Consider the following 25,599-nt stretch of genomic DNA (forward strand, 5'->3'; position numbering starts at 1 on the left):
CGGGGGACCCGCCGTCGTCCGTCCTTCCCCGGGTGGTGCGGATCCCCGTAGTAGGCGGCCCAGTCCATGCAAGAATGACGCCATGACTCACGAGCAGGCACATTCCCTTGCGCCGGAACTGGACAGCGCCGACCTTGCCGCCTTCGAAGCCGCATTAGAAGCTGCCCAAAAAAGCCTGGCCGAAGGCGGTATCCCCATCGGGGCTTCGATCGCCCGCGACGGAGTGGTCTTCGCCCGCGGACACAACGAACGGGTTCAGAATTCGGACCCGATCGCGCACGGGGAGATGTCCGCGCTCCGCGCCGCGGGCCGGCAGAAGAGCTACCGGGACACCACGCTGTTTACCACCCTGGCGCCGTGTGCCATGTGTACCGGGACCATCATCCAGTTCAAGATCCCCCGCGTGGTGGTGGGGGAGGCCCGGACGTTCGACGGCGAACTGGACCTCCTGCGGTCACGCGGAGTTGAGTTGGTGGTGCTGGATGACCAGCGCTGCGTGGACATGATGGCCGCGTTCCAGGCGGACAAGCCTGAGCTGTGGGCCGAGGACATCGCCGAGTAGTCCGGAGCATCGGTAACCACGATTAAACGAGAAACGCCCCCTGCAAGTGTTCGCTTTGCGTCGGGGGCGTTACTCAAGAGTCCCTAATCAGGTCAGCGGATCGCAGATGTTCACAGCATTTACGTCATTGAGGCGGTCTATGGAGGGCACAAAGGGCCTGACTTCGGTCTGTTTATCGGGCGCCGCGAGAGTTACGGCGTAGTTCACGTTGCCGCGGACGAAGAAAAGGCCTCCAAGTTTCTCGGAAAAGAGGAGGTTCTGCCCGGTGGATACCACCTCGAAGTACTTGATGCCCTTGTCATCGGTGGCGACGGTGTAACGCGAACTGCCCGTCGCCGTGTACTTCACCGTCTTGCCAGAGTCGAGGTTTGTGGTTGTCACCTTGAAACCGGGTGAGGTGGTTATATGGTCCGCGAGCAAGTCGCCGATGACCTTCGTCTTGCCCGTGATGTCGATTCTCACCGGGAAAGCGCATAGCTGACCCGCCCCGAATTGAAGGGTCTGATCCGCTGACGTGGGCGGATTTGGTGCGGCCACTGCGGGAGCGGCCAAGCCAGCGAAAGTAGCCGCGACCGTGATGGGCATAGCGATGCGAGTGAGCCAATTCTTCATTGAAGTACTCCGTTGTAGCTCTTGAATAAATTCCCCAAAAACGGGACAAGTCCCTGACTGCAGGAATTGGAGTTTATGCAAGTGTTCTCGATGCCTTCACGAGTAATTGATACGCACCTTTAGAAATTGGGGGCTACGCGGGTACACATCCCGAATGGTAGTTCGCTCTCCGAAAGTCGAGCGATCTAAATCTCTGGCGGTGCCTACGGCCGCACGGGCGTGGCCGCGTCGTGTCCCACCACCGTGGTCCACGGGCGGGCGGTCCAGGACGTCACCACGCCGCCGGCAACATACGGATCTGCGGTGGCAAAGGCTCTGGCGGCCTCCAGCGCGTTCTCACCCGTGAAGATCAGCAGCCCGGTGAATGGGAGGCGTCCAATTCGCTAGGGGGTTCGATCGTGTGGAAACAGCCTACCCACCTGCACCTAACCGGAAACCGCGGCCACCTCAACCTGTACCCCCGCGTCCCGGAACTTCTGCACCTGCCCAGGGTCGGCGCCGTCGTCCGTCACCAAAGTCCAAGGCAAAGCCAGCCGTGCCCACGCGTGAAACGGCCGCAGCCCCAGCTTGGACGAGTCCGCCAAAACATAAACAGCGCGCCCCCGCCGGGCCATGAGCTCCTTGAGCCGGGTCTGGGCATGGTCGGCCTCGCAGATGCCGTCCTCGGCGGTGACGGCGTCCGCGCCGAGGAACACCCGGTCAAAGCTCATCCGCTCCAGCGCGGCCTCGGCCAGCGGCCCCACGAAACTCTGCGAGACTCCCCGGAGCCGGCCGCCCAGGCAGTCCACCGCGATGCCCTCGGATTCGGCCAGCTCCTGCAGCGTGTTGATGCCCGGCGTGGTCACGGACAACGGACCAAACCCGCGCAGCTCGTGCGCCAGGGCACCCGCTGTGGACCCGGCGTCGAGCAGGATGTTCTCACCTGGTTGGATCACGGCCGCCGCCCACCGTGCGATCGCGTGCTTCTGCTCGAACGCCTCGCCCGTGCGCTGCCGCAGCGACGCCTCCGGGTGCGCGCCCAGCGCCATCGCCCCGCCGTAGGTGCGGGCAAGCTTCCCCTGCGAATTCAGCAAAGCCAGGTCCCGGCGGATGGTGGACGCCGTCACCTCGAACCGGGCGGAGAGTTCCTCCACGGAGGCCAGGCCGGTGGTCACGGCAAGGTGGTAGATCTCCTCGCGCCGCGCGTTTGCGCTGAGCATTCCCGGTCTCCTTCCCGTGGGCATGGCGGTGGCAGTGCTTCCCATGCTAGTTCCGGCCCCCCAACAAACCGGGAAGCTACACGGCCACGGACGGCCGGGTGGCCATCTCCGCCGCCTGGTGCAGCGCCTCCACCATGGACCGGGAATCGGCAATCGCCTTGCCGGCAATGTCGAACGCGGTGCCGTGGTCCACGGACGTGCGGATCACCGGCAGGCCCACCGTGATGTTCACGCCAGCCTCGATGCCCAGCACCTTCACCGGCCCGTGCCCCTGGTCGTGGTACATGGCCACCACCAGGTCGTAATCGCCCCGTCCGGCCAGGAAGAACAGCGTGTCCGCCGGCAGCGGGCCCACCGCGTTGATGCCTGCTGCCTGCGCCGCCTTCACGCCCGGCTCGATCTTCTCCGCTTCCTCACCCTGGCCGAACAGGCCGTTCTCGCCTGCGTGCGGGTTGATGGCGCACACACCGATCTTCGGGTTGGGGATGCCCGCCCGCACCAGCGCCTCATAGCCGCGGCGGATGGTGCGCTCCACCAGGTCCGGGTTGATCTTGCGGACGGCATCCATCAGCCCGATGTGCGTGGTCACGTGGATCACCCGGATCTTGGGCGTGGAGAGCATCATGGACACTTCCTCCGTGCCCGTTAGGTGCGCCAGCAGCTCGGTGTGCCCGGGGAAGATGTGCCCGGCGGCGTGCAGCGCCTCCTTGTTCAGCGGCGCGGTGCAGATGGCCTGCACCTTCCCGGCCATCGCCAGCTCGCTGGCCACCCGGATGTACTCGTACGCGGCGTGCCCGGCCACGGGGGAGAGCTGGCCCCAGGCCAGATCCTCCGGCAGCAGGTTCAGGTCGATCACGTTCACCCGGCCCGGCGTGAACACGGCGTCCTCCACGTCCGTGATCACCTGGATGTCCGCCTCGATGCCCAGCACCTCCGCGGCCTGGCGCAGCCGCAGCGCGTCACCAATGATGACGGGACGGCATTCGGCGTTGCTCTGCGGATCCAGTGCGGCGGCCACCACCACCTCGGGGCCCACGCCGGCGCCGTCGCCCATGGTCACTGCCACGTAGGGAAGCTGGTTCTTGGTTGCTGAGTCAGTCATTGTTGCTCCAGATTCTTCGGAAGTCTTGCGGGGAAGGGTATTGGCGGGAGTCCCGGCGCTGTGGTCGCGGCGCTCCCGGATTTCGTCATACAGCTGCAGGAGGGCCAGGTCATCGCCGAAGCTGCCGGGCTTGGTGCCCACCAGCGTCCCGTCATCGGCGCGGCTCAGCACGGCCCCGTGCTGCACCGCCGCGAGCGGCACCAGGCTGGAGCGGCCGAGGGCGTCCAGGACTTCCCGGGCCGTCTCACCGCCGGTAAGGATCAGGTCCGCCGGGGTCGCCTTCGCCGCCTGGGCCGCGAACGCGGACAGGGCCTGCACGATGCGGGCAGAGCCAGACGGGTCCACTTTTGCGGCGGCCAGTGTGATGGCTACGCGGTGGCCTGCCCTCAAATCTGCTGAAACCTGGGCCAGTTGGGGAGCGTAGGCGTCTTTGGCACCTGCATACAGCGGGTGCAGCCGGACCACCCGGAAGCCTTCGGCTTCGAGCTGGGCCAGCTGGTCCTGCGCCGTGTTGGAGGCGGAGCCGACGACGGCGAGCACCGGCCGGTCAGCGTCCTGCGGGATCGCGGTGGTTGCGTCCGCCGCTTCCACGCATTGCGCATTCCGCGCAGTTTGGGTGGCCAGCCGTTGTGCGAGGACATCGGCTGCTCCGCCGGTTCCCACCAGCACGATGCGGCGCCCGCCGGACTGGAAGCCCAGCTCCAGCAGGGCATCCACCACATGCTCCAGGTCCTGCACGGTCTCTCCGTCAGCCACCACCAGCGCGGGCCGGCCGTCCAGCAGCCCGGCCAGGCGGGACGGCACGCTGCTTGACCGCACCGCTTCAAGGTCCAGGGACTGCACCGATGCCGGTTCTTCCGGGCGGAGCAGCGACGGAATGTCCACCGGCGGGGCCGAAACCTCCGCCTGCCACAGGTCCGTCTCCGCCAGGGGAGAACCGGCAGCCACGGGGCGGCCGGCGCGCACTGTGCGCTGCAGCTGGGGGAGTGCCCCCGCAACCACAACGTGATAGCCGAGGCCTGCCAATGCGGCGGTCTCGGCGCTGATGTTGCCGCGCCACAAGGAGTCCATCTTCTTGAACATCACCTGCGCACCGGATGCGGCGGGTGCGGAGAAGGCGTCCTTCACCAGTGCTGCCGCGTCGGTGGCGGACATGGCGCGGGAGTGCGTGTCGATGACCACAACGTCGGTGACCGGCGCACCTGCGGAAGCGCCGCCGTCGGGTGTTCCGGAAGTGGTGCCCGTGCCCAGGGAAACCTGCGCGGACAGGCCTTGCTCCACAAAGCAGTAGCCAACCTCGGCGGCTCCGGAGAAGTCGTCAGCCTGCACAAATACGGAAGCCACGGTGCTCCTCTCGAATCGGTAGTGGGCTGCACCCCTGACAAGTGGTGCAAGCTCCATTCATCATGACACGGTTGCGCGAATCACGCTAGACGGGTTGCGCAAACCGCGCAGGAGTGGCAAAGTGATGGACACAACATTCGGCGCCGCCACCCCGGTGCCCGCCGAGCCCCCAACCTACCGAGAGGTCAACGATGACCGTTCTTCCTCAAGGAAGTGAGATTTCCCGCCGCCGCCTGCTGCAGTTCGGCGCGGCCGCAGGGTTTCTGCTGGGTACTGGCAGCCTGGCCGGCTGCGCAGGCCCCACCGGCCTCCCGGGGCCCAGCACCCTGACCCTGGCCCTCAACCGGTCCCTGGTCAGCCTGGACAACAAGCTCAACCAGTTCGATGCCGCCGTCACCGTGCAGCGCTCGGTCCGCCAAGGCCTCACCGCCATCGGCCCCGAAACCAAGCCCGTGCTGGTCCTGGCCGAACGCTTCGAAATGACTGGCCCCACCGAATGGACCGTCACCCTCCGCGAAGGCATCCGCTACTCGGACGGCAGCCCCGTGCAGATCGAGGACGTGGCAACCGCCCTGAAGATGTACAAGCAGGTTCAGGGATCCTTCGTGGCAGGCTTCTTCCCCGAATTCCCCGAAGTGGTCCCCGTGGATGACCGCACCTTCAAGATGGTGTCCAAGAACCCGGTCCCCATCCTGGACTCGCTCATGAGCATGATCCTGATTACCCCGGCCGCGCAGAACAAGCCGGAGGAACTGCAGGAAGGCGTGGGCACCGGCCCTTACAAGGTCACCAAGTTCAACCGCGGCGCCGGTACCTACAGCCTGGAACGCAACGAAAACTACTGGGGCCCGGCGCCGGAGATCGAGAACGTGGAAGTCCGGTTCCTCCCCGAGGAATCCAGCCGCGTCATCGCCCTGCGCAGCGGTGAGGTGGACATCATCGATTCCATCACCCCGGACTCCCGCGAACAACTGGCCGGCCTCCCCGGCGTGCAGCTCGCCGAAGCGTCCAGCCTCCGCCTGAACCAGATCTTCTACAACTTCCGCAAGCCCGCCGGCCACCCCCTGGCCGACGTCCGCGTCCGCGAAGCCCTCAGCTGGGCCATCGACGGCGAATCCCTGGTCAAGGACGTGCTGGTGGACTCCGTCAGCGCCGCCGAGGGCGTCACCCCCGCCAGCCTCACCGGCTACCACAAGACCGGCACCTACACCTACGATCCGGAGAAGGCCAAGGCCCGTCTCGCCGAGCTCGGCGTCAAGGACCTCACCCTCAAGATCATCTGGGAAACCGGCGAGTTCGCCTCGGACACCTCCGTGATGGAGGCCCTGGTGGAAATGTTCGGCAACATCGGCGTGAAGACCGAACTCCAGCAGTTCGAACCCGGCGGCAACATCCTGGCCTGGCGCCAGGGCAAGCAGGGCGACTGGGACCTGCTGGGCAACGGCTTCTCCAGCCCCACCGGCCTGGCCATCACCATGATGCAGGGCATGTACGCCGGCACCCCCGAAAAGGAAAAGACCCGCGACACCTACCAGGGTTACGTGATCCCCGAGGTCCAGGCCAAGATCCAGGCAGCCTCCTCCGAGGTGGACGCCACCCGCCGGCAGGAACTGCTGGCCGACGCGCAGCAGGCCATCTGGGACACCTGGCCCTGCGCCTGGGCGTTCGTGCCCAAGTCCGTCCTGGCCCACCGGGACCGGGTGTCCGGCATCAACCTGGCACCCACCAACTCCTACCCGCTCGTCGACGCACGGCTGGAGGCCTAAGCCATGACGAACTACATCCTCAAACGCCTGGGACAGGGCCTGCTGACCGTGTTCCTCACGGTGTCCACCGTGTTCATCCTGATCCGCATGGCCCCGGGTGATCCCGCCGTCTCCTACGCCGGACCGCTGGCCACCACCGAACAGCTGGACGCCGTCCGTGAACAGTTCGGTTTGAACAAGCCGCTGCTGGAGCAGTACTGGATCTTCATCCAGCAGCTCATCACCGGCAACCTGGGCCAGTCCTACTCGTTCCAGGCGCCCGCCATGCAGGTGGTCTTCGAACGCATGCCGTACACCCTGACCCTGGCCACCGCGGCAATCCTGCTGACCGCCGTCGTGGCCATCCCGCTGGGCGTGTGGATGTCCCGCCGCCCGGACACCGGACGCGAGTTCGGCGTCAACGTGCTCACCATCGCCGGGCAGTCCATGCCGGACTTCTGGACCGGCATCATGCTCCTCACCGGCTTCGCCGTGCTGGTCCCCATCTTCCCGGCCTCCGGCTTCGCCACCTGGGGCGGGCTGGTGCTGCCCACCGTCACCATCGCCATCCTGCAGATCGCGCTGATCTCCCGCATGGTCCGCCGCGAGATGACCGCCAACTTCGCCGCCCCGTACCTCACGGTGGCCCGGTCCCGCGGCGTCCGCAGCTCCCTGCTCACCTGGCGCTACGCCATGGGCAACTCCGCCATCCCCGTCTTCACCGCACTGGGCACCCGGTTCGCCGCGATGCTCAACGGCGTGGTGGTCGTCGAGGTCGTGTTCGCCTGGCCCGGCGTGGGCTCCCTGATTGTCCGGGCCCTCGAAACCCGCGACTACCCCCTCATCCAGGCCACGGTCCTCATCACCGCGCTCCTGGCGGTGGGCGTCCAGCTGCTTATCGACCTCGCCTACCCGCTCCTTGATCCCCGCGTTCGTCTTGGAAAGGCGGCCACAGCATGAGCATCGATACGGCAACTCCCGCCGGAGGTTCGTCGCAGCCCTCCGGTTCCGCTTCGCCGCAAGCCAAGCAGCCCAGCCCCAGCGCCGTCACCAAGGCGGACATCGCCAAGGCAGGCGCCACCCGCCGTCGTAAATCCGCCCAGTGGAAACTGGTGGTGGGCACCATCTGCACCCTGCTGGTGATCATCCCCATCATCCTGGCCAACGTGCTCCCGCTGCCGGACGCCAACTTCCAGGACCTCGCCGCCCGGCGCCTGCCGCCGCTGACGGACGGGCACCTGTTCGGCACCGACCAGCTGGGCCGCGATCTGCTCTCCCGCGTCCTGCACGGCGGCCAGGTCTCGCTGACCATCGGCGTGCTGGCGGTTCTGGTCTCCGGCGCCATCGGCGTGATCCTCGGCTCCGCCGCCGGCTACTTCGGCGGCTGGGTGGACACCATCATTTCGCGCATCCTCGAAGCCCAGATGTCCCTGCCGCTGCTCATGATGCTGCTCCTGGTGGTGGCCCTCTTCGGCCCGTCCATCCCCGTGATCACGTTCGTGATCGCCATCGCCCAATGGCCCGAAGTTGCCCGCCTCACCCGCTCCATGGTGCTGGTGGAACGCGAAAAGCCGTACGTCTCCGCCGCAAGGATCCTGGGCCTGCACCGCATCCAGATCCTCATCCAGCACATCATCCCCAACGTCATCAAGCAGGCAACCCTGGTGGTGCTGCTCCTGCTGGCCCAGGCCGTGCTGCTCGAATCCGCGCTGTCCTTCCTGGGCGCCGGCCCGCAGCGGCCCTTCGCCACCTGGGGCCGCATCATTTCCGACGGCCAGGACTACATCACCACCTCCTGGTGGATGGTCACCCTGCCCGGCTTGGTGATCGTGCTCATGGTGGTGGGCGTCAACCTGCTGGGTGACGGCCTCCGCGACCGTCCCCGCCGCAAGAAGAAGGGTGCCTGACATGACCGCCTCATCCGAGACCCCGGCCGTGAAGGCCCCGGCCGCCGAGCAGCCGGAGTTCACAGAACAGCCCCTGCTTGAAGTCCGCGACTTCCAGGTGGAACTGATCACGGACACCGCCATCATCCGCGCCGTGGACTCCGTCAGCTTCAGCATCCACCGCGGCGAAACGGTCACCATCATCGGCGAGTCCGGCTCCGGCAAGTCCACGACGGCGATGGGCATCCTCCGCCTGCTGCCCGAGGACCTGGCGGTTCTGTCCGGCACCGTGCTGATTGACGGCGTCGACATCTCCGCAGACCCCAAGGCCATCAACAAGGTGCGCGGCAAGACCCTGGCGCTCATCCCGCAGGACCCCATGACGGCGCTCAGCCCGGTCCACTCGATCGGCAGCCAGCTGTTCGAAGCCATCAGCATCGCCGGCGCCGCGTCCGCCAAGGACAAGGCCGCCCTCCGGGCGCGCGCGGTCCGGCTGCTGGAACAGGTGCACATCCCCACCCCGGAAAAGCAGCTCAAGAAGTACCCGCACCAGCTCTCCGGCGGCATGCTGCAGCGCGTGCTCATCGCCATCGCGCTGGCCTCCGAGCCGCAGCTGCTGGTGGCGGACGAGCCCACCTCGGCCCTGGACGTCACCGTGCAGGCCGGCATCCTGGACCTGCTGCTGGAACTGCAGGAACAGCGCGGCATCGGCATCCTGATGATCACGCACGACCTCGGCGTGGCCCGGCTGATCTCGGACCGCATCCACGTGATGAAGGACGGCTCGTTCGTCGAATCCGGCGAGGTCCAGCAGATCGTGGACCACCCCGCCACCGAATACACGCAGACCCTGCTGGCCGCCGTTCCCGTGCTGGGGGAGTGGGACGAAACGCCCGCCGCCACCGGCCGCCGTGCCGCCACCAACGACCCCGCCCTCACCCAGACCGGAGCACGCAATGACTAAGCCGTTCCTCGCCGTCGACAACCTGGTGGTGGACTACCACGTCCCCGGCGGCACGTTCCGGGCCGTGGACAACGTCTCGTTCTCCGTGGACAAAGGCAAGACGATCGCCGTAGTGGGTGAATCCGGCTGCGGCAAGTCCACCATCGCCAAGGCACTCATGCGGCTGGTGACCCCCACCAGCGGCAGCATCAACCTGGACGGCACGGACATCGCAGCCATGAGCGAAGCGAAGCTGCGGCCCATGCGCTCCAAGTTCCAGATGGTGTTCCAGGACCCGTACGGCTCGCTGGACCCGCACATGACCGCCCAGGAAATCGTGGCCGAGCCGCTGAAGCTGCAGGGCATCCGCTCCAAGGCCGAACGGCACAAGGCCGCCGCCAAGCTGATCGACCAGGTGGGCCTGCCCGTCCGGTCCCTGGACAAACACCCCGGCGAGTTCTCCGGCGGCCAGCGCCAGCGCATCGGCATCGCCCGGGCGCTCGCGTCCAAGCCCGAACTGCTGGTGTGCGACGAAGCCACCAGCGCCCTGGACGTCTCCGTGCAGGCGCAGGTGCTGCGGCTGCTCAAATCCATCCAGGACGAAACCGGCATCACCTACGTGTTCATCTCGCACAACCTTGGCGTGGTGCAGGAGATCAGCGATAGCGTCATGGTCATGCAGCGCGGCAAGCTCGTGGAACACGGCAGCACCGCGTCCGTCCTGACCGCCCCCAAGGAGGACTACACCCGCAAGCTCCGCCGCGCGGCCCTGGACCCCTCCACCATGACGGGCCTGAAGCCCAGGCACATTGTCCGCTCCCTGGCCCTGTCCAACCAGTAACTCTCCTAACTCTTCCCGCATCCGCAACCACGAGGAATCAACGCATGAGCACGCAGCCCGAAGGCGCCCAGGTGGACGGCCTGAAACTACCCATCTCCCGGCTGGTCCTGGGAACCATGACGTTCGGCGACACCGTTGACGAAGCCACCGCCGGCCGCATGGTGTCCGAGGCGCTCGACGCCGGCATCACCACCATCGACACCGCCAACGCCTACGTCGGCGGAGTCACCGAGGAGATGCTCGCGCGCCTCCTGAAGGGAAAGCGCGACGGCGTCATCCTGGCTTCCAAGGCGGGCATGCCGCACGCGGACCACGGCTCCCATTCGCCGCTTTCACCGGAAGGGCTCCGCGCCAGCGTGGAAGGCAGCCTGCGCCGCCTGAACGTGGACAGCATCGACCTGTTCTACCTGCACCAGCCGGACCGGGCCACGCCGCTGGCCTCGACGCTTTCGACCGTTGCCGAGCTGGTGTCCGAGGGAAAGATCGGCGCGCTGGGTGTGTCCAACTTCGCCGCCTGGCAGATCGCCGACGTAATCCACACGGCGCGTGAAGCAGGGGCACCGCAGCCCGTCGTCGCGCAGCAGCTCTACAACCTTGTGGCCCGCCGGCTGGAGGAGGAATACCTCGAGTTCGCGTCCACCCACAACGTGCACACCATGGTCTACAACCCGCTGGGCGGCGGCCTGCTCACCGGCAAACACAGCTTCGAGGCCAAGCCCACCGAAGGCCGCTACGGCGATTCCAAGCTCGCCGCCATGTACACGCAGCGGTACTGGGACAAGCAGCTGTTCGACGCGATCGGCGAGCTGTCCCGCATCGCTGCCGACGCTGACGTGACCCTGGCGGAACTCTCGCTGCGCTGGCTGGCCTACCGTGACGGCGTCGGGTCCCTGCTGCTGGGCGGATCCAAGGTGGAGCAGCTGCGCGCCAACATCGCAGCCGTGGGCAACGGACCGCTGCCGGCCGACGTGGTGGAAGCCTGCGACGCCGTGGGAACCTCGCTGCGCGGCCCGATGCCGGCCTACAACCGCTGATCCTTTCTTCCCGAACCGAACCTTTGCTGAACCGAACTGACTGAAGGACTCTGATGACCTCCGAACTGGCCCTCGAATTCGCCCGCAAGATCCGTGCCCGTGAGCAGGCGGTGGGCTACTGGGCGGTGCTGGACGCACCCGTGGCCACTGAACGCATCGGCCGCCTGGGCTACGACTACGTTGCCCTGGACGCGCAGCACGGCCTGCTGGGCTACTCCGGCGTACTCAACGGGCTGATGGCCATCGACGCCGGGCATACCGCCGCTGGGATGGTCCGCGTGGAGGCCAACGACTTCACCGCCATCGGCAAGGCACTGGACGCCGGCGCCGTAGGGGTCATCGTTCCGCTCATCAACAACGCCGGGGACGCCGCCGCGGCCGTGGCGTCCGCGAAGTACCCGCCCATGGGGGGCCGCTCCTACGGCCCCATGCGCTCAGCGCTGCGGGTTGGCCCCGTCCCGGCCGAGGCCAACGCCACCACCCTGGTCTTCGCCATGATCGAAACCCCCGAGGGCCTGGCCAACGTCAAGGAAATCTGCGCCACCCCAGGCTTGGACGGCATCTACGTGGGCCCCTCCGACCTGGCGATCGCCGTGGGCGGGGCGTTCCCCGGGGATCCCGCCGTCGAGACCGAATTCAACGCCGCCCTGGAGACCATCGCCGAGGCCGCCGCCTCCGCAGGCATCGCCGCCGGCATCCACACGCCCGCAGGCACCGTAGCTGCGCGGCGCCTGGCCCAGGGCTACACCTTCACCACCATCGCCTCGGACCTGACGCACCTGGAACAGATCGCCAAGTCCCACCTCGACGCCGCTCTTTCGAAGGACTGATCCCATGACGAACACCACTACCGACGGGTACAGCACCATCACCCCGGACGGCGTTGTAAAAACGGCCGACGGCGCCGACTTCGCCTACCTGCCCGCTCCCACCGTGCAGAGCCACGCGGCCAACCTGCTCACCCTCCCGGACGGCCGGCTGGGCTGCGTCTGGTTCGGCGGCACCCAGGAAGGCGTCCCGGACATTTCCATCTGGTTCTCCGCCCTGGAACCGGGCAGCAGCCAGTGGTCCACGCCCGAGCAGCTCTCCGACGATTCGGCGCGCTCGGAGCAGAACCCCATCCTGTTCACCAACACCGACGGTGCCCTCTGGCTGCTGTACACCGCGCAGAAGGCGGGCAACCAGGACACCGCCGAGGTCCGGCGCCGTATTTCCCTGGACAGCGGCCGCACCTGGGGCCACGTGGAGACGTTGTTTGCAGCTAACGAAACAGGCGGCGTGTTCGTCCGCCAACTGCCCGTGGTGCTCCCGTCCGGCCGCCTGATCATCCCGATCTTCCGCTGCATCACCACGCCGGGCGAAAAGTGGGTGGGCAACAGCGACGACAGCGCCGTGATGATCTCCGACGACGCCGGCGCCACCTGGACCGAAACCGTCCTCCCCGGCAGCCTGGGCTGCGTCCACATGAACATCCAGCCCGTGGCCGACGGCTCCCTGCTGGCCCTGTTCCGCAGCCGCTGGGCCGACTCGATCTACGAATCCCGCTCCACCGACGACGGCTCCACATGGAGCGAACCGGTCCCCACCGAGCTGCCCAACAACAACTCGTCCATCCAGTTTGTCGCTTTGACGGACGGCCGGCTGGCCCTAGTCTACAACCACGCACGGTCCGGGGAGGGCACCGAGCGGCGCCTGTCCCTCTACGACGAAATCGACGACGACGGCCTGGCAGAGGAACAGGGGCAGGTGGCCGAGCCGGACGCCTCCGCATTTTCCGAGGACGACGGCGTGAAGCGCGCCTTCTGGGGCACACCGCGCTCGCCGATGACCCTGGCCATCTCCGAGGACTCCGGCCGCTCCTGGCCCATCCGCCGGAACCTGGACGTGGGGGACGGGTACTGCCTGTCCAACAACTCCCGCGACGGGCTCAACCGCGAATACTCCTACCCGTCCATCCACCAGGGCCCGGACGGCGCACTGAACATTGCGTACACGTATTTCCGGCAGGCCATCAAGTTCGTCCGGGTTGACCCGCAGTGGGCCTACGAAGGAAACACCACGCCGGGCGGGGACGAATGACCGCCGCCAAGCATGCAGTGGTCACCGGCACCAGCTCGGGCATCGGGCAGGCCATCACCAGGCGGCTGCTGGCAGACGGGTGGAAGGTCACCGGGCTGAGCCGCACCGAGACGTCCCTGGACGGGAAGTTTGAATGGCTGCAGGCGGACCTTGCGCAACCGGAGTCTCTGGCTGCGCTGGTCTCTTCGCTGGAACCGGCCGATGCCCTGGTGCACGCCGCAGGGTTCCAGCGGACCGCCCACATGGGCTCCCTTGACCCGGCAGCGTTGGCGGGGATGTTCACCGTCCACGTGGCGGCGGCGTCGGTGCTGGCCAACGCGCTGGTGCCGTCCATGCCCGACGGCGGCCGGATCGTCCTGCTGGGCAGCCGCACCTCAACGGGGATGCCGGGCAAGAGCCACTACGCCGCCACCAAAGCTGCCCTGATGGGGCTGGGCCGGACGTGGGCGCAGGAGCTGGCGCCGCGGGGCATCACGGTGAACGTGCTGTCCCCGGGACCCACCGACACCCCGATGCTGAACGACCCCGGCCGCGCCGCCACACCGGTGAAGCTGCCCGCGCTCGGCGCCCTGGTGGACCCGGACGACGTCGCCGCCCTGGCCGCGTTCCTCCTGGGCCCGCACGGCAAGTCCATCACCGGCCAGAACTACGTGATCTGCGGCGGCGCCTCCCTCTAAGGCCCGCTCACTCGACTGCAGCGTCCGGTCCCCGGGGGTGGGGTGGCTGCACGTTTGTGCAGAGCCTTTGAGCGGGCGTCCACGCATCGGTGGCACGGAAAGTAACTACTCACCAGTAACAACGTCCTGTGTGGTCCGCCACCAGCCGATCCTGGCGGACCGCGGCCGAATCCCGTTCGGGCCGCACGTTCGTGCAGTTCCGGTGCGACGAGGCGGCGCCGCTGCCAGCATGGAAACCGACCCGGCGCCTGATGACCCCCAACACCAGGCGCCGGGCTACCCGAAGACAGACGAACAAAGAGGTTTCCATGTCCTTCCTATCCCGGGCCCTGTCCGTTGCGGCCACCGCCCTCCTTGCCACGTCCCTGATGACGGTCCCCGCCCAGGCCGTCGATGTTTCTCCGCCAGGTGCCAATGACTGGTCCTGCAAACCGTCCGCGGAGCACCCCTACCCGGTCATCCTGGTGCCGGGAACGTTCGAAAGCATGGCGAAGAACTGGTCCACCATGTCGCCGTACCTCAAGAGCCAGGGGTACTGCGTGTTCGCCCTCAACTACGGCGCCACCAATGGCGTGTACGCCACCGCCCCCGTGGCAGAGTCTGCCAAGCAGCTTGCCCCGTTTGTGGATTCCGTCCGGGCCGCCACCGGCGCCAAAAAGGTGGACCTGGTGGGCCACAGCCAGGGCGGCATGATGCCCCGCTACTACATTGGCTTCCTGGGCGGCGCCAAGTACGTCCACCACCTGGTGGGCATCGCCCCGTCAAACCACGGCACCAAGGGCCTGATCATCCCTCCGCCGGACATGGTGCCCACGCCTGACTACACCCTTGCCGGGTGTGCCGCCTGCGCGGACCAGCAGACCGGGTCCGCGTTCATGCAGCAGCTCAACTCCATCGGCGACACCGTGGCCGGACCGTCCTACACCGTGATCTCCACGAAGTACGACGAGGTGGTCATCCCCTACAACAGCCAGTACCTGAACGGCAGCCCCGGCCAGGTCACCAACCTCACCATCCAGGACAAGTGCCCGGCCGACGTCTTCGAGCACGACCAGACGCCCAATGATCCCGTGGTGCATCAGTGGGTGGGCAACGCCCTGGGCCGCGCCTCGGGTCCCGCGGACCCCGCCTTCCAGCCGGTCTGCCTCTAGCAGGAGCCGCAGGCCGGAACGGACGACGGCGGGTGGCCGGCTGTGTGCCGGACACCCGCCGTCGTTCTCCCGCACCATTTAGGGAGGCGGACAGTGCGGTGGCTGCGGTTCTCAGGAAGCCCGGGACGGCACGGCCTCGTGATGCCCCGCAGGACGCCCCTCCGCCAAGGCCCAGTGCCGGTGCAGGGACTCCGCCAGCCGCTCCGGCTCGATCCGGTGCGGCGGGTCGAAGTGATGGCGCCGGGGAAACACCTCCAAGTGGAAGTCGGGGAAGAAGACCCTGGCCAGCCGGGCAGCAACATCGCCCTGGTCATCGGGATGGCTCAGGCCGCCCACGGCGTAGTACACGGGTTTGCTGAACGCGGCGAGCCGGGAGCGGTCCAGGTCATAGTCCCTGAAGGTGCGCAGGAAAGCACGGATCCCGGCGGGCCGCTTGGCCATCCACGGCGGCGGGGGACCGGCCTCCTTAGGCGGCAGGACGACGTCGTCCCTCACCTCGAGCCGCATGAATCCGGCCATGAACGCGTCCTGCGGAAGCGCCTCGAGTTCGTCGTACCGGCGGCGGTGTTCCGTGTAGGCGTGGCTCCAGTCCCAGCTTCCCGCCCACGCGGGCTCCAGCACGGCAAGGCTCTGCAGCCGCTCCGGATGCTGAGCGGCGAACGCCAGGGCCACCGCACCGCCACCCGAATAGCCCACCAGGTGGAACGCCTGCCAGCCCCGGGCATCCGCCTCACGCAGGACACCGTCCACCTCCGTGTCCAAGGTCCATCCGGCCGGTGGCTGATTTTCCCGGTACAGCTCAAGTTCCTTGGCGACGGCACTCACGTCCGGCCCCAGCGCTTCGATCAGGCGGGCATAGGCCAGGCCCGCGGGGAGCACTGCGCCGGGCAACAGGATGACCCGAATCGGTTCCATGCAAGAACTGTACGCCCGCACCGGACCCGCGCAATGGGGCTATCCAGCCGGAACGTCAACCCCTGCGGCCCCGCGCCGGTCCATCTGGGCGCCTACAGTGTCTCCGGAACGGGCCGCCCCGGGAACAGCGTGGCGTACTGCTTCCGGTACATCCGGCGGCCCACCAGCTTGTACGCCAGCCGGACCGGCGCCGGGATCTCCTTGAACAGCTCAACCCGGTCCGCCGGAGGGTTCGTGGCCAGCACCATGCCGAGGTAGGAGACCATGAATTTCTTATCGAACCTGTCGATCCCGTGCTGCCCCACCGCCGCGGCTTCCTTCTGGCTCATCACCCGGTCCACCACCGGCATGACCTCCGTGACTTCGCGGCGCAGGTGCACATCCAGCACGGCCTTCAGGTCCTCGTACAGCGCGGCGAGTTCTGACGCGTCTGAAACGTCCGCCGTCCCCATCCAGCGCAGCCGCACCGGCCCAATCCGTTCCAGCCGCTGCGTCACCTGCCGGTGGTGCTCCAGCATCTGCGCGACATGCAGGACACAGCCGGGGGCGCGCTCCTCCAGCGGCGGGTACATCAGCAGGTCCTCGCCCTCGTGGTGCACGTGGAGGACCATGTCGAAGTTCCCCAGCACCTCCCCGACGTACGCGGCCCGCCCGGTATCGCCCGCCGTCACGGAGCGGACCAGGCCGGGCGCCTCGCCGTATGCCCAGAGGAAGAATCGGTGGATGCGCCGCATGGCAGCGGTCCCGGTACACAGGACGGGCCCGGGCGGCAGGGGAGCGGCGGTCTCCCCGGGCTGCATGGTGAAGAAGTCGGTCACGGGATGGCCCCTTACTCGTCGCGAGACCAGGCCTCTCCCCGCGAGCATCGTATCCCCGCACCACACTCCGCACAATGCTCCCGCTGCCGCCGGCCGTCCGGGGCGGCACCAAGGCGACGCGTACGACGGCGGGAGGCGCCGCCGTCGTACGCGTTGCCTAAGTGAGGGGCTGCTTCCCCTACCCAGCCCGCCTGCGCGGGCGCAAGATAGCCCCTAAAGAGAAACCGACATGACGGAGGCGTTCAGCATGGCTCGTTACGGGATGAAGGTGACAGGCGTCTTCCTGGCCCTATTGGGGCTGTTTGCCACGGGAACGGCGGCGGTGGCGGCACCTCCGCCAGCAGGAAGTACTGACCCGGTGGGCAATGATGTGTCCTGGCCGCAATGCGGCAAAACCCTTCCGGCTGCCCCGGCCTTCGCGATCGTGGGCGTGACCGGAGGGCTGGCCAACAACATCAATCCTTGCCTCGCTGACCAACTCGACTGGGCGGGCAAAGCAACCGGGGGAACTCCCCAGCCCAAGGTCGCTTTGTACGTCAACACCGCCAACCCGGGGCACGAGGGCTCCTGGTGGCCAGCTTCCAATACTTACGCAAACATCAGTGTCAGCAACCCCTACGGAACGTGCGATGCCAAGGACCAGGCAGAAGGTCCGGTGGACCTGCCCTGCTCCTATATGTACGGCTACGCCAAGGCCTATGACGACGCCACGATCCGGGGCATCACGAACCCGGGCAACTACTTCTGGTGGCTGGACGTGGAGACCGGCAACAGCTGGCAAACCGGCACCTCAAACGCCACGGCCCTGAACCGCGCCACCCTTGAAGGGATGGCCACCTACTTTAAAGGCATCACCGCCGGCAGAACGGATTCCGCAGGCAAGGCCGCCGGAGTGGGGATCTACTCCACCGGCAGCCAGTGGGGAACCATCGCCGGAACGGTGCCGGCCGCCAGCCCCCTGGCCGGACTGCCCAGCTGGCTGGCAGGTGCAAAGACCCTGCGGGGAGCGAAATCGAACTGCTCGCTGCCCGGCCTGACCTCAGGAAGTTCCGTCACCGTGACCCAATACGTGTCGGGCGGCCTCGACTACGACTACTCCTGCAGGTAGGCGCACCCCGCGGCCCGGCAACGCCGGGAGCGCAGGGGTACGGGGCCGGACGGTAATCTGTGCTGGCACCATCTCGGGTTGTCAGAAACCGGCGGCCCGGGCGATTTCGATCGAACCAGCCAGCAGCCCTACCCGCCGGGCCACTGACGAACCCTGCGGCGCGGACACCTTCAGCCCGCGGTAAACCTCACTCTTCGGGCCGCCGGGCGCGGGCTCCAGCGCGGCGCTCACCGATCGGATCGCCGCAGGAGTCAACAACGACGCCGGCTCCACGGGTGCAGGCGGCAGGTGGCAGTCATCCCATGCCTCGCCGAAGCGGGTGGACACCGGGGCGCATCCGGACAGGACAACCCCGGCCAGCAGCTCCGAGTCCAGGCACGCCCGGATGTGGCGGCCGGCGGTACGTCCGTCGCGGCCTTCAATGGCTGAGCGGCCCCAGTTGACCGCCAATCCCGTTCCGGTTCCTGAGGTGTTGACCGCCTCCATGTCCTCTTCCAGGTTCAGGAAGCCCTTAACCGGAGTCTGGCCAGGTTTTGCCGCGTCACAATGCTCCAGCACGGTCCGTGCACCGTCCCAGCCGAACGTCGCGAGCTGCTCCAGCGAGGCGGCCAGCGGGCCCGTGCCCGCGCCGCCGGCAGGCACACCGTGGGGAACAGTGCGCGGTGCGCTGAACAGGTGCACCGCAACGACCGCCCGGCGGCCCAGTACGGCGTTGAGCGAACGCACGGCCCCTGCGGCCGCGGCGCCCCGCGCCACGGCGGCCTGCCTCCCGGCCGCGGTCGGGGACGCCAGCCCGAAATCGGATGAGCCGTCCAGCCGGGACATCGTGTCCGGAATGGTGGTCACCACAAATGTCAGGTGGTCGGGAAGGTGCCGTACCTGCTCAAGGAACCAGTCGCCGTCGTACTTATGCAACCGGCCCGTCGGGTAGAACGGAATCTCAAGCCCGGAAACGCCGGGCAGCCTGGCTGCCGCGTGCAGGAATGCCGCCTCAGCCTCCGGGTTCCATCCGTCCAGGGCGGGCGCCGCCGCGTAGCTGCTCAGGATCAGGCCCGGACTGCCGCTCACACCAGGGCCGCCGCTGCGGACACCACGGGGTTCGACAGTGTTCCCACGCCCACAATTTCCACCGAGACGGTGTCACCCGGGCTGAGCTCCAGGACGGACTCGTCGGCCGCCCACGGGGTGCCGGTAAGGATCACATCGCCGGGGTAAAGGGTCATGAAGCGCGAACAGAACATGAGGAGTTCCGCCACGCTGAAGACCATGCTTGCCGTGGACGAGTCCTGGACCGGTTCTCCGTTCACCGTGGTCCTGATGCGGAGTGACTGCAGGTCCGGAATCTCGTCCAGCGTCACCAGGTCAGGGCCGAGGGGGCAGAACGTGTCCAGGCTTTTCCCCCGCGTGGACTGGACATCCGCGGCCTGGAGGTCCCGGGCCGACACGTCATTGGCTACCGTCACACCCGCCACCGCCCGCAGTGCCTCCCCGGCGCTTCCCGCGTCCTTGAGAAGGCTGCCGATGACGACGGCGAGCTCGCCTTCGCAGACCACTTGCCCGGCCAGTGCCGGGTCGAGGATGATCGGGGCACCGTCCGCGGCCAAGCTGCCCGCGAACTTGCCGAAGACCAGGGGGATGCGTCCCGGTGCCCGCCGGTCCGGGGCTGTGCCTCCGGCGGGCCCGGGGGAGGAGGGGACTTCCGGACCAGGCGCTGGCCAGTAATTTTCGCCAATGCCGATCAGCTGCCCGGGTATCCGGACACCCGGCAACAGGGCACAGGCCAGGGACGGACGCAGGTCCGGACCCGGCTCGGCCCGGACCATGGGGTGCCGGGCCATTCAGTGGCTCAGGTGTGAGGCGTACACGCGCAGGCGGGGGTGCTGGAACACTTCGTCGGGCGGCCCTTCCGCCACAATGCCTCCGTGCTCCATGAAGATCACGCGGTCGGCGACCTCGCGGGCGAACTTCATCTCATGCGTGACGATCACCATGGTCATGCCGGTCCTGGCCAGTTTCGCCATAATGTCCAGCACCTCATTCACCAGCTCCGGGTCCAGGGCGGATGTGGGCTCATCGAACAGGATGGCCTTGGGGTCCATCATCAGCGCCCGGCAGATGGCAACCCGCTGCTGCTGCCCGCCGGACAGGTCCGCCGGATAGGCGTCCGCCTTGTCCTCCAGGCCCACGGACCGCAGTTTCTCCATGGCCCGCGGAACGGCGTCGGCCCGTTTCTGCCCTTTGGCGATCACCGGGCCCTCCAGCAGGTTGTCCAGGACGGTGCGGTGCGGCCAGAGGTTGAACTGCTGGAACACCATGGCGATCTCCCGCCGGAGCCAGGTCAGCCGGAACTGGTCCAGCACGCCCAGCTTGCCCCGCCCGTTGGGTGTATAGAACACCTGGCGGCCGTCCACGTGGATCCGGCCGGCGTCAGGAACCTCCAGCATGTTGATGCACCGCAGCAGGGTGCTTTTCCCTGCTCCGCTGGGGCCGATGATGGCCACCACCTCGCCGGGCAGGATCCGCAGGTCCACGTCTTTCAGGACCTGGCGCGAGTTGTAGCTCTTGGTCAATCCGGTGATGCCGATCATGCCATGCTCCCTACAGCCTCACGGAGTTGCTTGGTGGTGCCCATCTTGCGGCCCATTTTCTTTTCGATGACGAGTTGCAGGACCATCAGCAGGCTGGTCATGACCAGGTACATGGCCGCCACGACGCCCAGGGTTTCCATGACGTTGTAGGTGGAGTTGTATGCTTTCTGGCCCTGCAGCATCAGGTCCGGCACGGTGATCACGGAGATCTGTGCCGACTCCTTCAGCATGATGATGCAGTTGTTGATGTAGGGCGGCGTCATGAGCCGGATGCCTTCCGGCGCCGTGACCCGGACGAATTTCTGCAGCGGGTTCATGCCCACGGAGTCGGCCGCCTCCAGGTGGCCCGCGTTCACCGATTTGAGCCCGGCCCTGATGATCTCGGAAAAGAACGACGCCGAGTTGAGGCTCATGGCGATCAGTCCCGCCGTGAAGGCGTCCATGGTCAGCCCGAACGGCTTCGTGTAGTAGAAGAAGAACAGGGAGAGCATGAGCGGCAGGCCGCGGAAGAACCATACGTAGGCGGCTGCAAAGATCCGCAGGGCGCGGATCCGGGAGAGCCTCAGGGTGGCGATGACGTAGCCAAGGACGGTGGCGCAGACGATCGCTGCGGCAACGATTCCCAGCGTGGTCAACGCCCCGGCCAGGAAGATCGGGAAGTATTCGGCTGCTACAGAGCCGGGCTCATAGGTGTTCATGTTGGATCAGGCGGAGGGGATCTCGACCGTGAATCCGAACCATTTCTGGTTCAGTTTTTCGAGGGTGCCGTCGGCCTTGAGCTCCTCGATGATCTTGTCCACCTTGGGTTTCATTTCGGTGTCGTCCTTCGGGAGTCCGACGCCGGCGGGCTTGGTGCCGTAGACGTCGCCCACAATTTTCAGTTCCGATGCCAGCGGGGAGTTTTTCATGAAGTTCTCTGCGGCGATCCTGCCGGTTGCGAAGACTTCGATCCTGCCGGCGGCTACGTCTGCGAAACCTTCGGGGGCGCCGGGGTAGGCCTTCAGCTCGGTGAACCCACCGATGCCCTTGACGTCCGTTTCCGTTCCGGAACCGCCGATGGCTCCCACCACCAGGCCGTCCAGCTTACTGAGCTGTTCCACCTTCGTGTTGTCCTTCTTCACCACCGCCACGGCGCCGTCCGCCAGGTAAGGCGTGGAGAAAGTGATGGACTGCTTTCGCGCATCCGTCATGGTCAAGCCGGACATGACGGCGTCGAACTTGCCGCTGTTCAGGCCCGGGAGCAGCCCGGTCAGCTGGCCTTCCACAAATTCCGGTTCCATGCCGAGCTTCTCCGCAATCAGGGTGCCCACTTCAATGTCGAAGCCGGTGAGCTTGCCGGCTTCGGAGAAGGTGATGGGCCGGAAGGTGCCGCTCGTGGCGATGGTGAACTTTTCCTTTGGCGCGGACTCAGCGGATGCGTTGCTGGTTGCTGCGCAGCCACTGGCAGCGAGGGTTAGCGCTGCCAGGGCGGCTACTACGGCGGCTTTGCTGGTGCGTGAAAACATGCGGGCTTCCCACTTTCGGTGATCCATTCGTCAGTGATGTGCTGACACGGATGACGCTATGGGTTCCGTGTGTCCGGGAACCGCCTGCTTCGTTTCCGGAACGTTAATTATGAATTCTGTAGACAGTTTGACGAAGCGGGCCCTCGGGGCGGGCCCTTGCGGCATCGGTTTCAGCCGGGGTCTGCCGCCAATTGCTCCAGGAGCTCGGCAAACGCGAGGGCAGCCAGTTCCCCGCCCGGAGGGGCCACCACCTGCACCGACAAGGGAAGGCCCTCGGCGGAAAGCCCCACTGGAAGCGACACCACTGGGCAACCCGTGAGCGTCACCGCCCGGCATGGGCCCATGATTTCCCATCCCTGCAGCTGCTCGCCGTCGACATCCAGCGTGCCGTCCACCCGGGCGGCGGGGCCGCCGGCGACGGGAAGCAAGGCGATGTCAACGGACTCGAGCTGCCTGATGGCGCCGGCGCGGGCCGCGTCCGCAGCCAGGCGTGCCCGGGCGGTCTCCCCGGGCGGCGCTGCCAGCGAATTTCTGATGGTCTGCAGGTTGGCACCGGTAATGGCATCCTCCCTGCCGGCAACCGCGGCGGCGTGGTCCACCATGGGGTCCAGTTCGCGCAGCCGGTTGTAGGTGGGCAGGCAGTCGGCAAAAAGATCCGGCTGCTCCGTGGCCAGATGGCCCGCCGCGGAGACGGCTGCGGCCAGCCGCGCCATGACCTCGGAGACCTCAGCGCGGACCGGGCCGAACACCCGGCCATCGCTCCACGCAACCCGGATGGGCTCCCGCGGCGTCGGCAGTGGCTCCGTGGGCGCACCGGCCATCACGGCGTACGCCGCCCGGAGGTCGCGGACGGAACGGGCCAGCGGGCCCACCGTCTGGAAGGATCCCTGCATGCCGGGGCTCACGGCCGGGAGCACGCCGTCGTCCCCGAAGTTGCCGTCAAGTCCCGGTACCTGCCCCTCGCCGGGGAGTGCGCCGATTCCGGGCCGGAGGGCGGCGATGCCCACGCACTGCGCGGGCCACCTCAGTGACCCGCCGAAGTCTGTTCCTACACCCAGGGCGGAGATGCCTGCCGCGACCGAGGCGGCCTCCCCGCCGCTGGATCCGCCGGGGGTGGCGTCCGGATAGCGCGGATTGCCCGTCCTGCCCAGCAGCGGGCTCTCGCAGGTCATGCCGAAGGCGAATTCGGGGCAGTTGGTCTTGCCCACCAGGATGGCGTCGGCGTCCAGGAGCCGCTGCACCGCGGGGGCGGTGGTGTTTGCCTTGGTGGTGGCAAATGCTTTGCTGGCGGCCGTGACGGGAAGCCCTGCCACCGCAATCACGTCCTTGACGCTGAACGGGATCCCGGCAAGCGCGCCCAGCGTCCCGCCCGCGGCCCGGCGGGCATCAAGGGCTGCAGCGGCCCGTTCGGCATGGTCCCAGTCCTCGCTGATGAAGGCGTTGAGCTCCTTGCCCTGCCCGGAGCCCGCACGGGCACGGGCTTCGGCAAGGACGGCGGCGGCGGATGTCCTGCCGGTGCGGACGGCCTCGGCGATGGCCGTCGCGTCCGGGAATCCGGAGTTCAGTTGCGCAAGCAGTGAGCCGCTCATTCCCCTGCCGCCTTCTTGGCCGCCGAGCCCTGCCGGGCGAGGTAGTCGCGCTCGCCGTGCTCCTCGAATTCGCGCCGGATCCGGTCTGCGTCCCCCGAGCGGAGGCACTCCAGCAGCTCGGCGTGCCTGTCGCACCCCTTGGTCAGGTCGCCCTTGGACCGTTCCTCGTTCAGCACATTGGCCGCCATGGAAACCTGCATCTGCACCATGAGGGAGCGGTAGGTGTCGCTGAGCCTGCGGTGGCCTGCGGCATCAACCAGTGCGGTATGGAAGTCGATGTTGGCCTGGACCACCGCGGGCCTGTCCCCGCGCCTTGCTGCAGCCCGCATGGCCTTCATGATCGGGTCGAGCGAAGAGTATGCGGCAGGGTCCTTCCGGGCCAGCAGGCGGTCCAGGGCGAACATCTCCAGTGCGCGCCGAAGCGAGTAGATCTCGTCAATGTCGGTGTCCGTCATTGACACCACGCGGTAACCGCGCCTCGGGGACTGCTCTAAAAGGCCCTCGCTCTCAAGGGTCCGCAAGGCTTCACGCAGCGGAGGGCGGGAGATGCCCAGCTTTTCTGCGAGGGGAGGCTCGTTCAGCTTGTCGCCGGGCACCAGTTCGCCACTGACAATCAGCTTTCGGATCTCCCTGGCGGCCAGTGCAACGAGGCTTTCTTGCTGGATCATGCTTCAAGACTACTGTCTACATTTTTCCGCCTGGCCGTCCCGGGCTGAGTTTACCCAGGGTTTACACAGGGGGTCATTTCGTCAAACTGTCTACAGTATTCTTATCCTTGCTGCCGACGTAAGGATGACTGTTCGATGGGAAAAATACGGGCACGTTCCGGTTCGGTGCGCCGACGGTTCGGATGGGTTGATCACTTCGTGCTGCTGCTTCTGGCCACCCTTGCAGCAGCCGCGCTGTGGCCGCCCCGCGGCTGGGTGGGCCCGGTGCTCTCCACCGCTGCGGGAATCGCCGTGGGGCTGCAGTTCTTCATCAGCGGGTTGAGGCTACCGCCGTCGGCTGCGCTCCAGGGAGCGAAGGCCTGGCGGCCGCACCTCGTCATTGTCGCGTTTTCCTTTGCCGCCTTCCCGCTGCTTGGACTCGGCGTGGCGGCCGGGTCCTCATGGTTTCTTTCGCGCGAACTCGTTGCAGGGCTGCTGTTTCTGACTATGCTGCCCACAGCGGTGCAGACCGCCACCACCTTCACCGGGATCGCCGGGGGAAATACTGCGTTGGCCGTGTGCGCGGCCTCAATCTCCAACCTCCTGGGGGTGGTGGCCACACCCCTTCTGGCTGCCTTGGTTTTGGGTTCCTTCGGCGGACTGCATGCGGACGCGGTGTTCAAGATAGCGCTGCAGATCATTGCGCCGTTCGTGGCGGGGCAGCTGCTTCATAAACCGTTGGCGCGGTGGACCGTCCGCAGGGCGAAAACGCTGAAGGTGGTAGACCGCAGCGCCATCCTCCTGGTGGTGTATGGAGCCTTCGGGGCGGCGGTGGCCGGCGGTCTGTGGCAGCAGATTCCGCCTGCCCAGCTGGCTGTGACGGCGGGGATCTGTGCAGCGCTGTTGGCACTGGTGCTCTCCGCGACATCCTTGACGGCACGCAGGCTGGGCTTCGAACGTGCTGATGCCACCGCAGTCCTCTTCTGCGGTTCGCAGAAGAGCCTTGCCAGTGGGCTGCCGCTCTCGGCCATCCTGTTCCAGGGGCCACTTGCCGGTGTGGTGATCCTGCCGGTCATCATGTACCACGCCATGCAGTTGATCGTGTGCGCGGCCATCGCCCGCCGGTTGGACAGACGGGCCAAACAGGCCCTTGCCAAGGCCCCGCTCGGAGCGTTTGCGTAACCAACGGTGAGCGCCGGCACCCCCACAAAATCGGGGGTAGCGGCCGCCGGGAGGCTCACCTGCCACGCAAAC

25 protein-coding genes and 1 pseudogene are annotated in these 25,599 nt (G+C 67.1%); 13 read left to right on the forward strand and 13 right to left on the reverse strand.

What is annotated here, in order from left to right; genetic code table 11:
- Positions 1–82 precede the first annotated feature (82 nt).
- Positions 83–562: a nucleoside deaminase gene (locus ACP3TD_RS06205; protein ID WP_426766158.1), complete on the forward strand. Its 480-nt coding sequence runs from the start codon at positions 83–85 to the stop codon at positions 560–562.
- Positions 563–649: 87 nt separating this feature from the next.
- On the opposite strand, the gene ACP3TD_RS06210 is transcribed toward ACP3TD_RS06205, so the two are convergent.
- The 4 genes and pseudogenes from ACP3TD_RS06210 to pdxA all read right to left on the reverse strand — a co-directional run bounded on the left by ACP3TD_RS06210 (position 650) and on the right by pdxA (position 4,819).
- Positions 650–1,024, reverse strand: a complete 375-nt coding sequence (locus tag ACP3TD_RS06210; protein WP_426766159.1) for a hypothetical protein — start codon at positions 1,022–1,024, stop codon at positions 650–652.
- 353 nt (positions 1,025–1,377) lie between these two features.
- Positions 1,378–1,554: pseudogene (locus ACP3TD_RS06215) on the reverse strand (YciI-like protein); the annotation flags it as partial.
- A 45-nt stretch (positions 1,555–1,599) separates the two neighbouring features.
- Positions 1,600–2,373, reverse strand: coding sequence for a DeoR/GlpR family DNA-binding transcription regulator (locus ACP3TD_RS06220; RefSeq protein WP_426766160.1), 774 nt, complete (start codon positions 2,371–2,373; stop codon positions 1,600–1,602).
- A gap of 76 nt (positions 2,374–2,449) precedes the next feature.
- A complete protein-coding gene (gene pdxA, locus ACP3TD_RS06225) occupies positions 2,450–4,819 on the reverse strand; it encodes a 4-hydroxythreonine-4-phosphate dehydrogenase PdxA (protein ID WP_426766161.1) in 2,370 nt (789 codons plus the stop codon).
- A gap of 191 nt (positions 4,820–5,010) precedes the next feature.
- On the opposite strand from pdxA, the gene ACP3TD_RS06230 reads away from it, so the two are divergent.
- From ACP3TD_RS06230 to ACP3TD_RS06275, 10 genes are all read left to right on the forward strand, one after another.
- On the forward strand, positions 5,011–6,585 hold the full coding sequence (locus tag ACP3TD_RS06230) for an ABC transporter substrate-binding protein (RefSeq protein ID WP_426766162.1): 1,575 nt from the start codon (positions 5,011–5,013) through the stop codon (positions 6,583–6,585).
- A gap of 3 nt (positions 6,586–6,588) precedes the next feature.
- On the forward strand, positions 6,589–7,524 hold the full coding sequence (locus tag ACP3TD_RS06235) for an ABC transporter permease (protein WP_426766163.1): 936 nt from the start codon (positions 6,589–6,591) through the stop codon (positions 7,522–7,524).
- Entirely contained in the window at positions 7,521–8,471 is a 951-nt protein-coding gene (locus ACP3TD_RS06240; protein WP_426766165.1) for an ABC transporter permease, read from the forward strand. Before ACP3TD_RS06235 ends, ACP3TD_RS06240 begins: the two co-directional genes overlap by 4 nt.
- A gap of 1 nt (position 8,472) precedes the next feature.
- Complete coding sequence (locus ACP3TD_RS06245) at positions 8,473–9,414, forward strand: ABC transporter ATP-binding protein (protein ID WP_426766167.1); 942 nt, start codon at positions 8,473–8,475, stop codon at positions 9,412–9,414.
- On the forward strand, positions 9,407–10,234 hold the full coding sequence (locus ACP3TD_RS06250; protein WP_426766169.1) for an ATP-binding cassette domain-containing protein: 828 nt from the start codon (positions 9,407–9,409) through the stop codon (positions 10,232–10,234). The genes ACP3TD_RS06245 and ACP3TD_RS06250 overlap by 8 nt, the downstream gene beginning before the upstream one ends.
- A 44-nt stretch (positions 10,235–10,278) precedes the next feature.
- Entirely contained in the window at positions 10,279–11,268 is a 990-nt protein-coding gene (locus tag ACP3TD_RS06255; protein ID WP_426766171.1) for an aldo/keto reductase, read from the forward strand.
- 53 nt (positions 11,269–11,321) lie between these two features.
- Positions 11,322–12,098 carry an HpcH/HpaI aldolase family protein gene (locus tag ACP3TD_RS06260; RefSeq protein WP_426766173.1) on the forward strand — a complete coding sequence of 259 codons (777 nt, stop codon included), beginning with the start codon at positions 11,322–11,324 and terminating at the stop codon, positions 12,096–12,098.
- Positions 12,099–12,102: 4 nt separating this feature from the next.
- Positions 12,103–13,347, forward strand: a complete 1,245-nt coding sequence (locus ACP3TD_RS06265) for a sialidase family protein (RefSeq protein WP_426766175.1) — start codon at positions 12,103–12,105, stop codon at positions 13,345–13,347.
- Complete coding sequence (locus ACP3TD_RS06270) at positions 13,344–14,024, forward strand: SDR family NAD(P)-dependent oxidoreductase (RefSeq protein ID WP_426766176.1); 681 nt, start codon at positions 13,344–13,346, stop codon at positions 14,022–14,024. The genes ACP3TD_RS06265 and ACP3TD_RS06270 overlap by 4 nt, the downstream gene beginning before the upstream one ends.
- 308 nt (positions 14,025–14,332) lie before the next feature.
- Entirely contained in the window at positions 14,333–15,175 is an 843-nt protein-coding gene (locus tag ACP3TD_RS06275) for an esterase/lipase family protein (protein WP_426766178.1), read from the forward strand.
- A 111-nt stretch (positions 15,176–15,286) separates the two neighbouring features.
- Here ACP3TD_RS06275 and ACP3TD_RS06280 read toward each other — a convergent pair whose 3' ends face one another.
- Positions 15,287–16,090: an alpha/beta fold hydrolase gene (locus tag ACP3TD_RS06280; RefSeq protein WP_426766179.1), complete on the reverse strand. Its 804-nt coding sequence runs from the start codon at positions 16,088–16,090 to the stop codon at positions 15,287–15,289.
- Between the two features lie 92 nt (positions 16,091–16,182).
- Positions 16,183–16,908: a hemerythrin domain-containing protein gene (locus ACP3TD_RS06285; protein ID WP_426766180.1), complete on the reverse strand. Its 726-nt coding sequence runs from the start codon at positions 16,906–16,908 to the stop codon at positions 16,183–16,185.
- A gap of 229 nt (positions 16,909–17,137) precedes the next feature.
- Between ACP3TD_RS06285 and ACP3TD_RS06290 the strand changes: the two genes are divergently transcribed.
- Positions 17,138–18,016 (forward strand): hypothetical protein, encoded by an 879-nt coding sequence (locus ACP3TD_RS06290; RefSeq protein ID WP_426766182.1) that lies wholly within the window; start codon positions 17,138–17,140, stop codon positions 18,014–18,016.
- 81 nt (positions 18,017–18,097) lie between these two features.
- Here ACP3TD_RS06290 and ACP3TD_RS06295 read toward each other — a convergent pair whose 3' ends face one another.
- From ACP3TD_RS06295 to ACP3TD_RS06325, 7 genes are all read right to left on the reverse strand, one after another.
- On the reverse strand, positions 18,098–19,084 hold the full coding sequence (locus ACP3TD_RS06295) for a DUF4862 family protein (protein ID WP_426766183.1): 987 nt from the start codon (positions 19,082–19,084) through the stop codon (positions 18,098–18,100).
- Positions 19,081–19,854 carry a fumarylacetoacetate hydrolase family protein gene (locus tag ACP3TD_RS06300; RefSeq protein ID WP_426766185.1) on the reverse strand — a complete coding sequence of 258 codons (774 nt, stop codon included), beginning with the start codon at positions 19,852–19,854 and terminating at the stop codon, positions 19,081–19,083. Before ACP3TD_RS06300 ends, ACP3TD_RS06295 begins: the two co-directional genes overlap by 4 nt.
- Positions 19,855–20,604 carry an amino acid ABC transporter ATP-binding protein gene (locus ACP3TD_RS06305; RefSeq protein ID WP_175318648.1) on the reverse strand — a complete coding sequence of 250 codons (750 nt, stop codon included), beginning with the start codon at positions 20,602–20,604 and terminating at the stop codon, positions 19,855–19,857.
- Positions 20,601–21,302 carry an amino acid ABC transporter permease gene (locus ACP3TD_RS06310; RefSeq protein WP_426766187.1) on the reverse strand — a complete coding sequence of 234 codons (702 nt, stop codon included), beginning with the start codon at positions 21,300–21,302 and terminating at the stop codon, positions 20,601–20,603. Before ACP3TD_RS06310 ends, ACP3TD_RS06305 begins: the two co-directional genes overlap by 4 nt.
- Positions 21,303–21,308: 6 nt before the next feature.
- A complete protein-coding gene (locus ACP3TD_RS06315; protein ID WP_426766189.1) occupies positions 21,309–22,109 on the reverse strand; it encodes a transporter substrate-binding domain-containing protein in 801 nt (266 codons plus the stop codon).
- A gap of 170 nt (positions 22,110–22,279) precedes the next feature.
- Complete coding sequence (locus tag ACP3TD_RS06320) at positions 22,280–23,698, reverse strand: amidase (protein WP_426766190.1); 1,419 nt, start codon at positions 23,696–23,698, stop codon at positions 22,280–22,282.
- Positions 23,695–24,366: a GntR family transcriptional regulator gene (locus ACP3TD_RS06325; protein WP_426766192.1), complete on the reverse strand. Its 672-nt coding sequence runs from the start codon at positions 24,364–24,366 to the stop codon at positions 23,695–23,697. The genes ACP3TD_RS06320 and ACP3TD_RS06325 overlap by 4 nt, the downstream gene beginning before the upstream one ends.
- A 135-nt stretch (positions 24,367–24,501) precedes the next feature.
- Between ACP3TD_RS06325 and ACP3TD_RS06330 the strand changes: the two genes are divergently transcribed.
- Positions 24,502–25,527, forward strand: a complete 1,026-nt coding sequence (locus ACP3TD_RS06330; protein WP_426766193.1) for a bile acid:sodium symporter family protein — start codon at positions 24,502–24,504, stop codon at positions 25,525–25,527.
- Positions 25,528–25,599: the final 72 nt, after the last annotated feature.

The organism is Pseudarthrobacter sp. 1G09, from assembly GCF_050038305.1.
GTDB lineage: Bacteria > Actinomycetota > Actinomycetes > Actinomycetales > Micrococcaceae > Arthrobacter > Arthrobacter equi.

Coding starts and splice junctions, on each gene's coding strand:
- ACP3TD_RS06205 (WP_426766158.1), top strand. CDS start 83: ATGACTCACGAGCAGGCACATTCCCTTGCGCCGGAACTGGACAGCGCC.
- ACP3TD_RS06220 (WP_426766160.1), bottom strand. CDS start 2,373: ATGCTCAGCGCAAACGCGCGGCGCGAGGAGATCTACCACCTTGCCGTG.
- ACP3TD_RS06230 (WP_426766162.1), top strand. CDS start 5,011: ATGACCGTTCTTCCTCAAGGAAGTGAGATTTCCCGCCGCCGCCTGCTG.
- ACP3TD_RS06235 (WP_426766163.1), top strand. CDS start 6,589: ATGACGAACTACATCCTCAAACGCCTGGGACAGGGCCTGCTGACCGTG.
- ACP3TD_RS06240 (WP_426766165.1), top strand. CDS start 7,521: ATGAGCATCGATACGGCAACTCCCGCCGGAGGTTCGTCGCAGCCCTCC.
- ACP3TD_RS06245 (WP_426766167.1), top strand. CDS start 8,473: ATGACCGCCTCATCCGAGACCCCGGCCGTGAAGGCCCCGGCCGCCGAG.
- ACP3TD_RS06250 (WP_426766169.1), top strand. CDS start 9,407: ATGACTAAGCCGTTCCTCGCCGTCGACAACCTGGTGGTGGACTACCAC.
- ACP3TD_RS06255 (WP_426766171.1), top strand. CDS start 10,279: ATGAGCACGCAGCCCGAAGGCGCCCAGGTGGACGGCCTGAAACTACCC.
- ACP3TD_RS06260 (WP_426766173.1), top strand. CDS start 11,322: ATGACCTCCGAACTGGCCCTCGAATTCGCCCGCAAGATCCGTGCCCGT.
- ACP3TD_RS06265 (WP_426766175.1), top strand. CDS start 12,103: ATGACGAACACCACTACCGACGGGTACAGCACCATCACCCCGGACGGC.
- ACP3TD_RS06270 (WP_426766176.1), top strand. CDS start 13,344: ATGACCGCCGCCAAGCATGCAGTGGTCACCGGCACCAGCTCGGGCATC.
- ACP3TD_RS06275 (WP_426766178.1), top strand. CDS start 14,333: ATGTCCTTCCTATCCCGGGCCCTGTCCGTTGCGGCCACCGCCCTCCTT.
- ACP3TD_RS06280 (WP_426766179.1), bottom strand. CDS start 16,090: ATGGAACCGATTCGGGTCATCCTGTTGCCCGGCGCAGTGCTCCCCGCG.
- ACP3TD_RS06290 (WP_426766182.1), top strand. CDS start 17,138: ATGACGGAGGCGTTCAGCATGGCTCGTTACGGGATGAAGGTGACAGGC.
- ACP3TD_RS06300 (WP_426766185.1), bottom strand. CDS start 19,854: ATGGCCCGGCACCCCATGGTCCGGGCCGAGCCGGGTCCGGACCTGCGT.
- ACP3TD_RS06305 (WP_175318648.1), bottom strand. CDS start 20,604: ATGATCGGCATCACCGGATTGACCAAGAGCTACAACTCGCGCCAGGTC.
- ACP3TD_RS06310 (WP_426766187.1), bottom strand. CDS start 21,302: ATGAACACCTATGAGCCCGGCTCTGTAGCAGCCGAATACTTCCCGATC.
- ACP3TD_RS06315 (WP_426766189.1), bottom strand. CDS start 22,109: ATGTTTTCACGCACCAGCAAAGCCGCCGTAGTAGCCGCCCTGGCAGCG.
- ACP3TD_RS06320 (WP_426766190.1), bottom strand. CDS start 23,698: ATGAGCGGCTCACTGCTTGCGCAACTGAACTCCGGATTCCCGGACGCG.
- ACP3TD_RS06325 (WP_426766192.1), bottom strand. CDS start 24,366: ATGATCCAGCAAGAAAGCCTCGTTGCACTGGCCGCCAGGGAGATCCGA.
- ACP3TD_RS06330 (WP_426766193.1), top strand. CDS start 24,502: ATGGGAAAAATACGGGCACGTTCCGGTTCGGTGCGCCGACGGTTCGGA.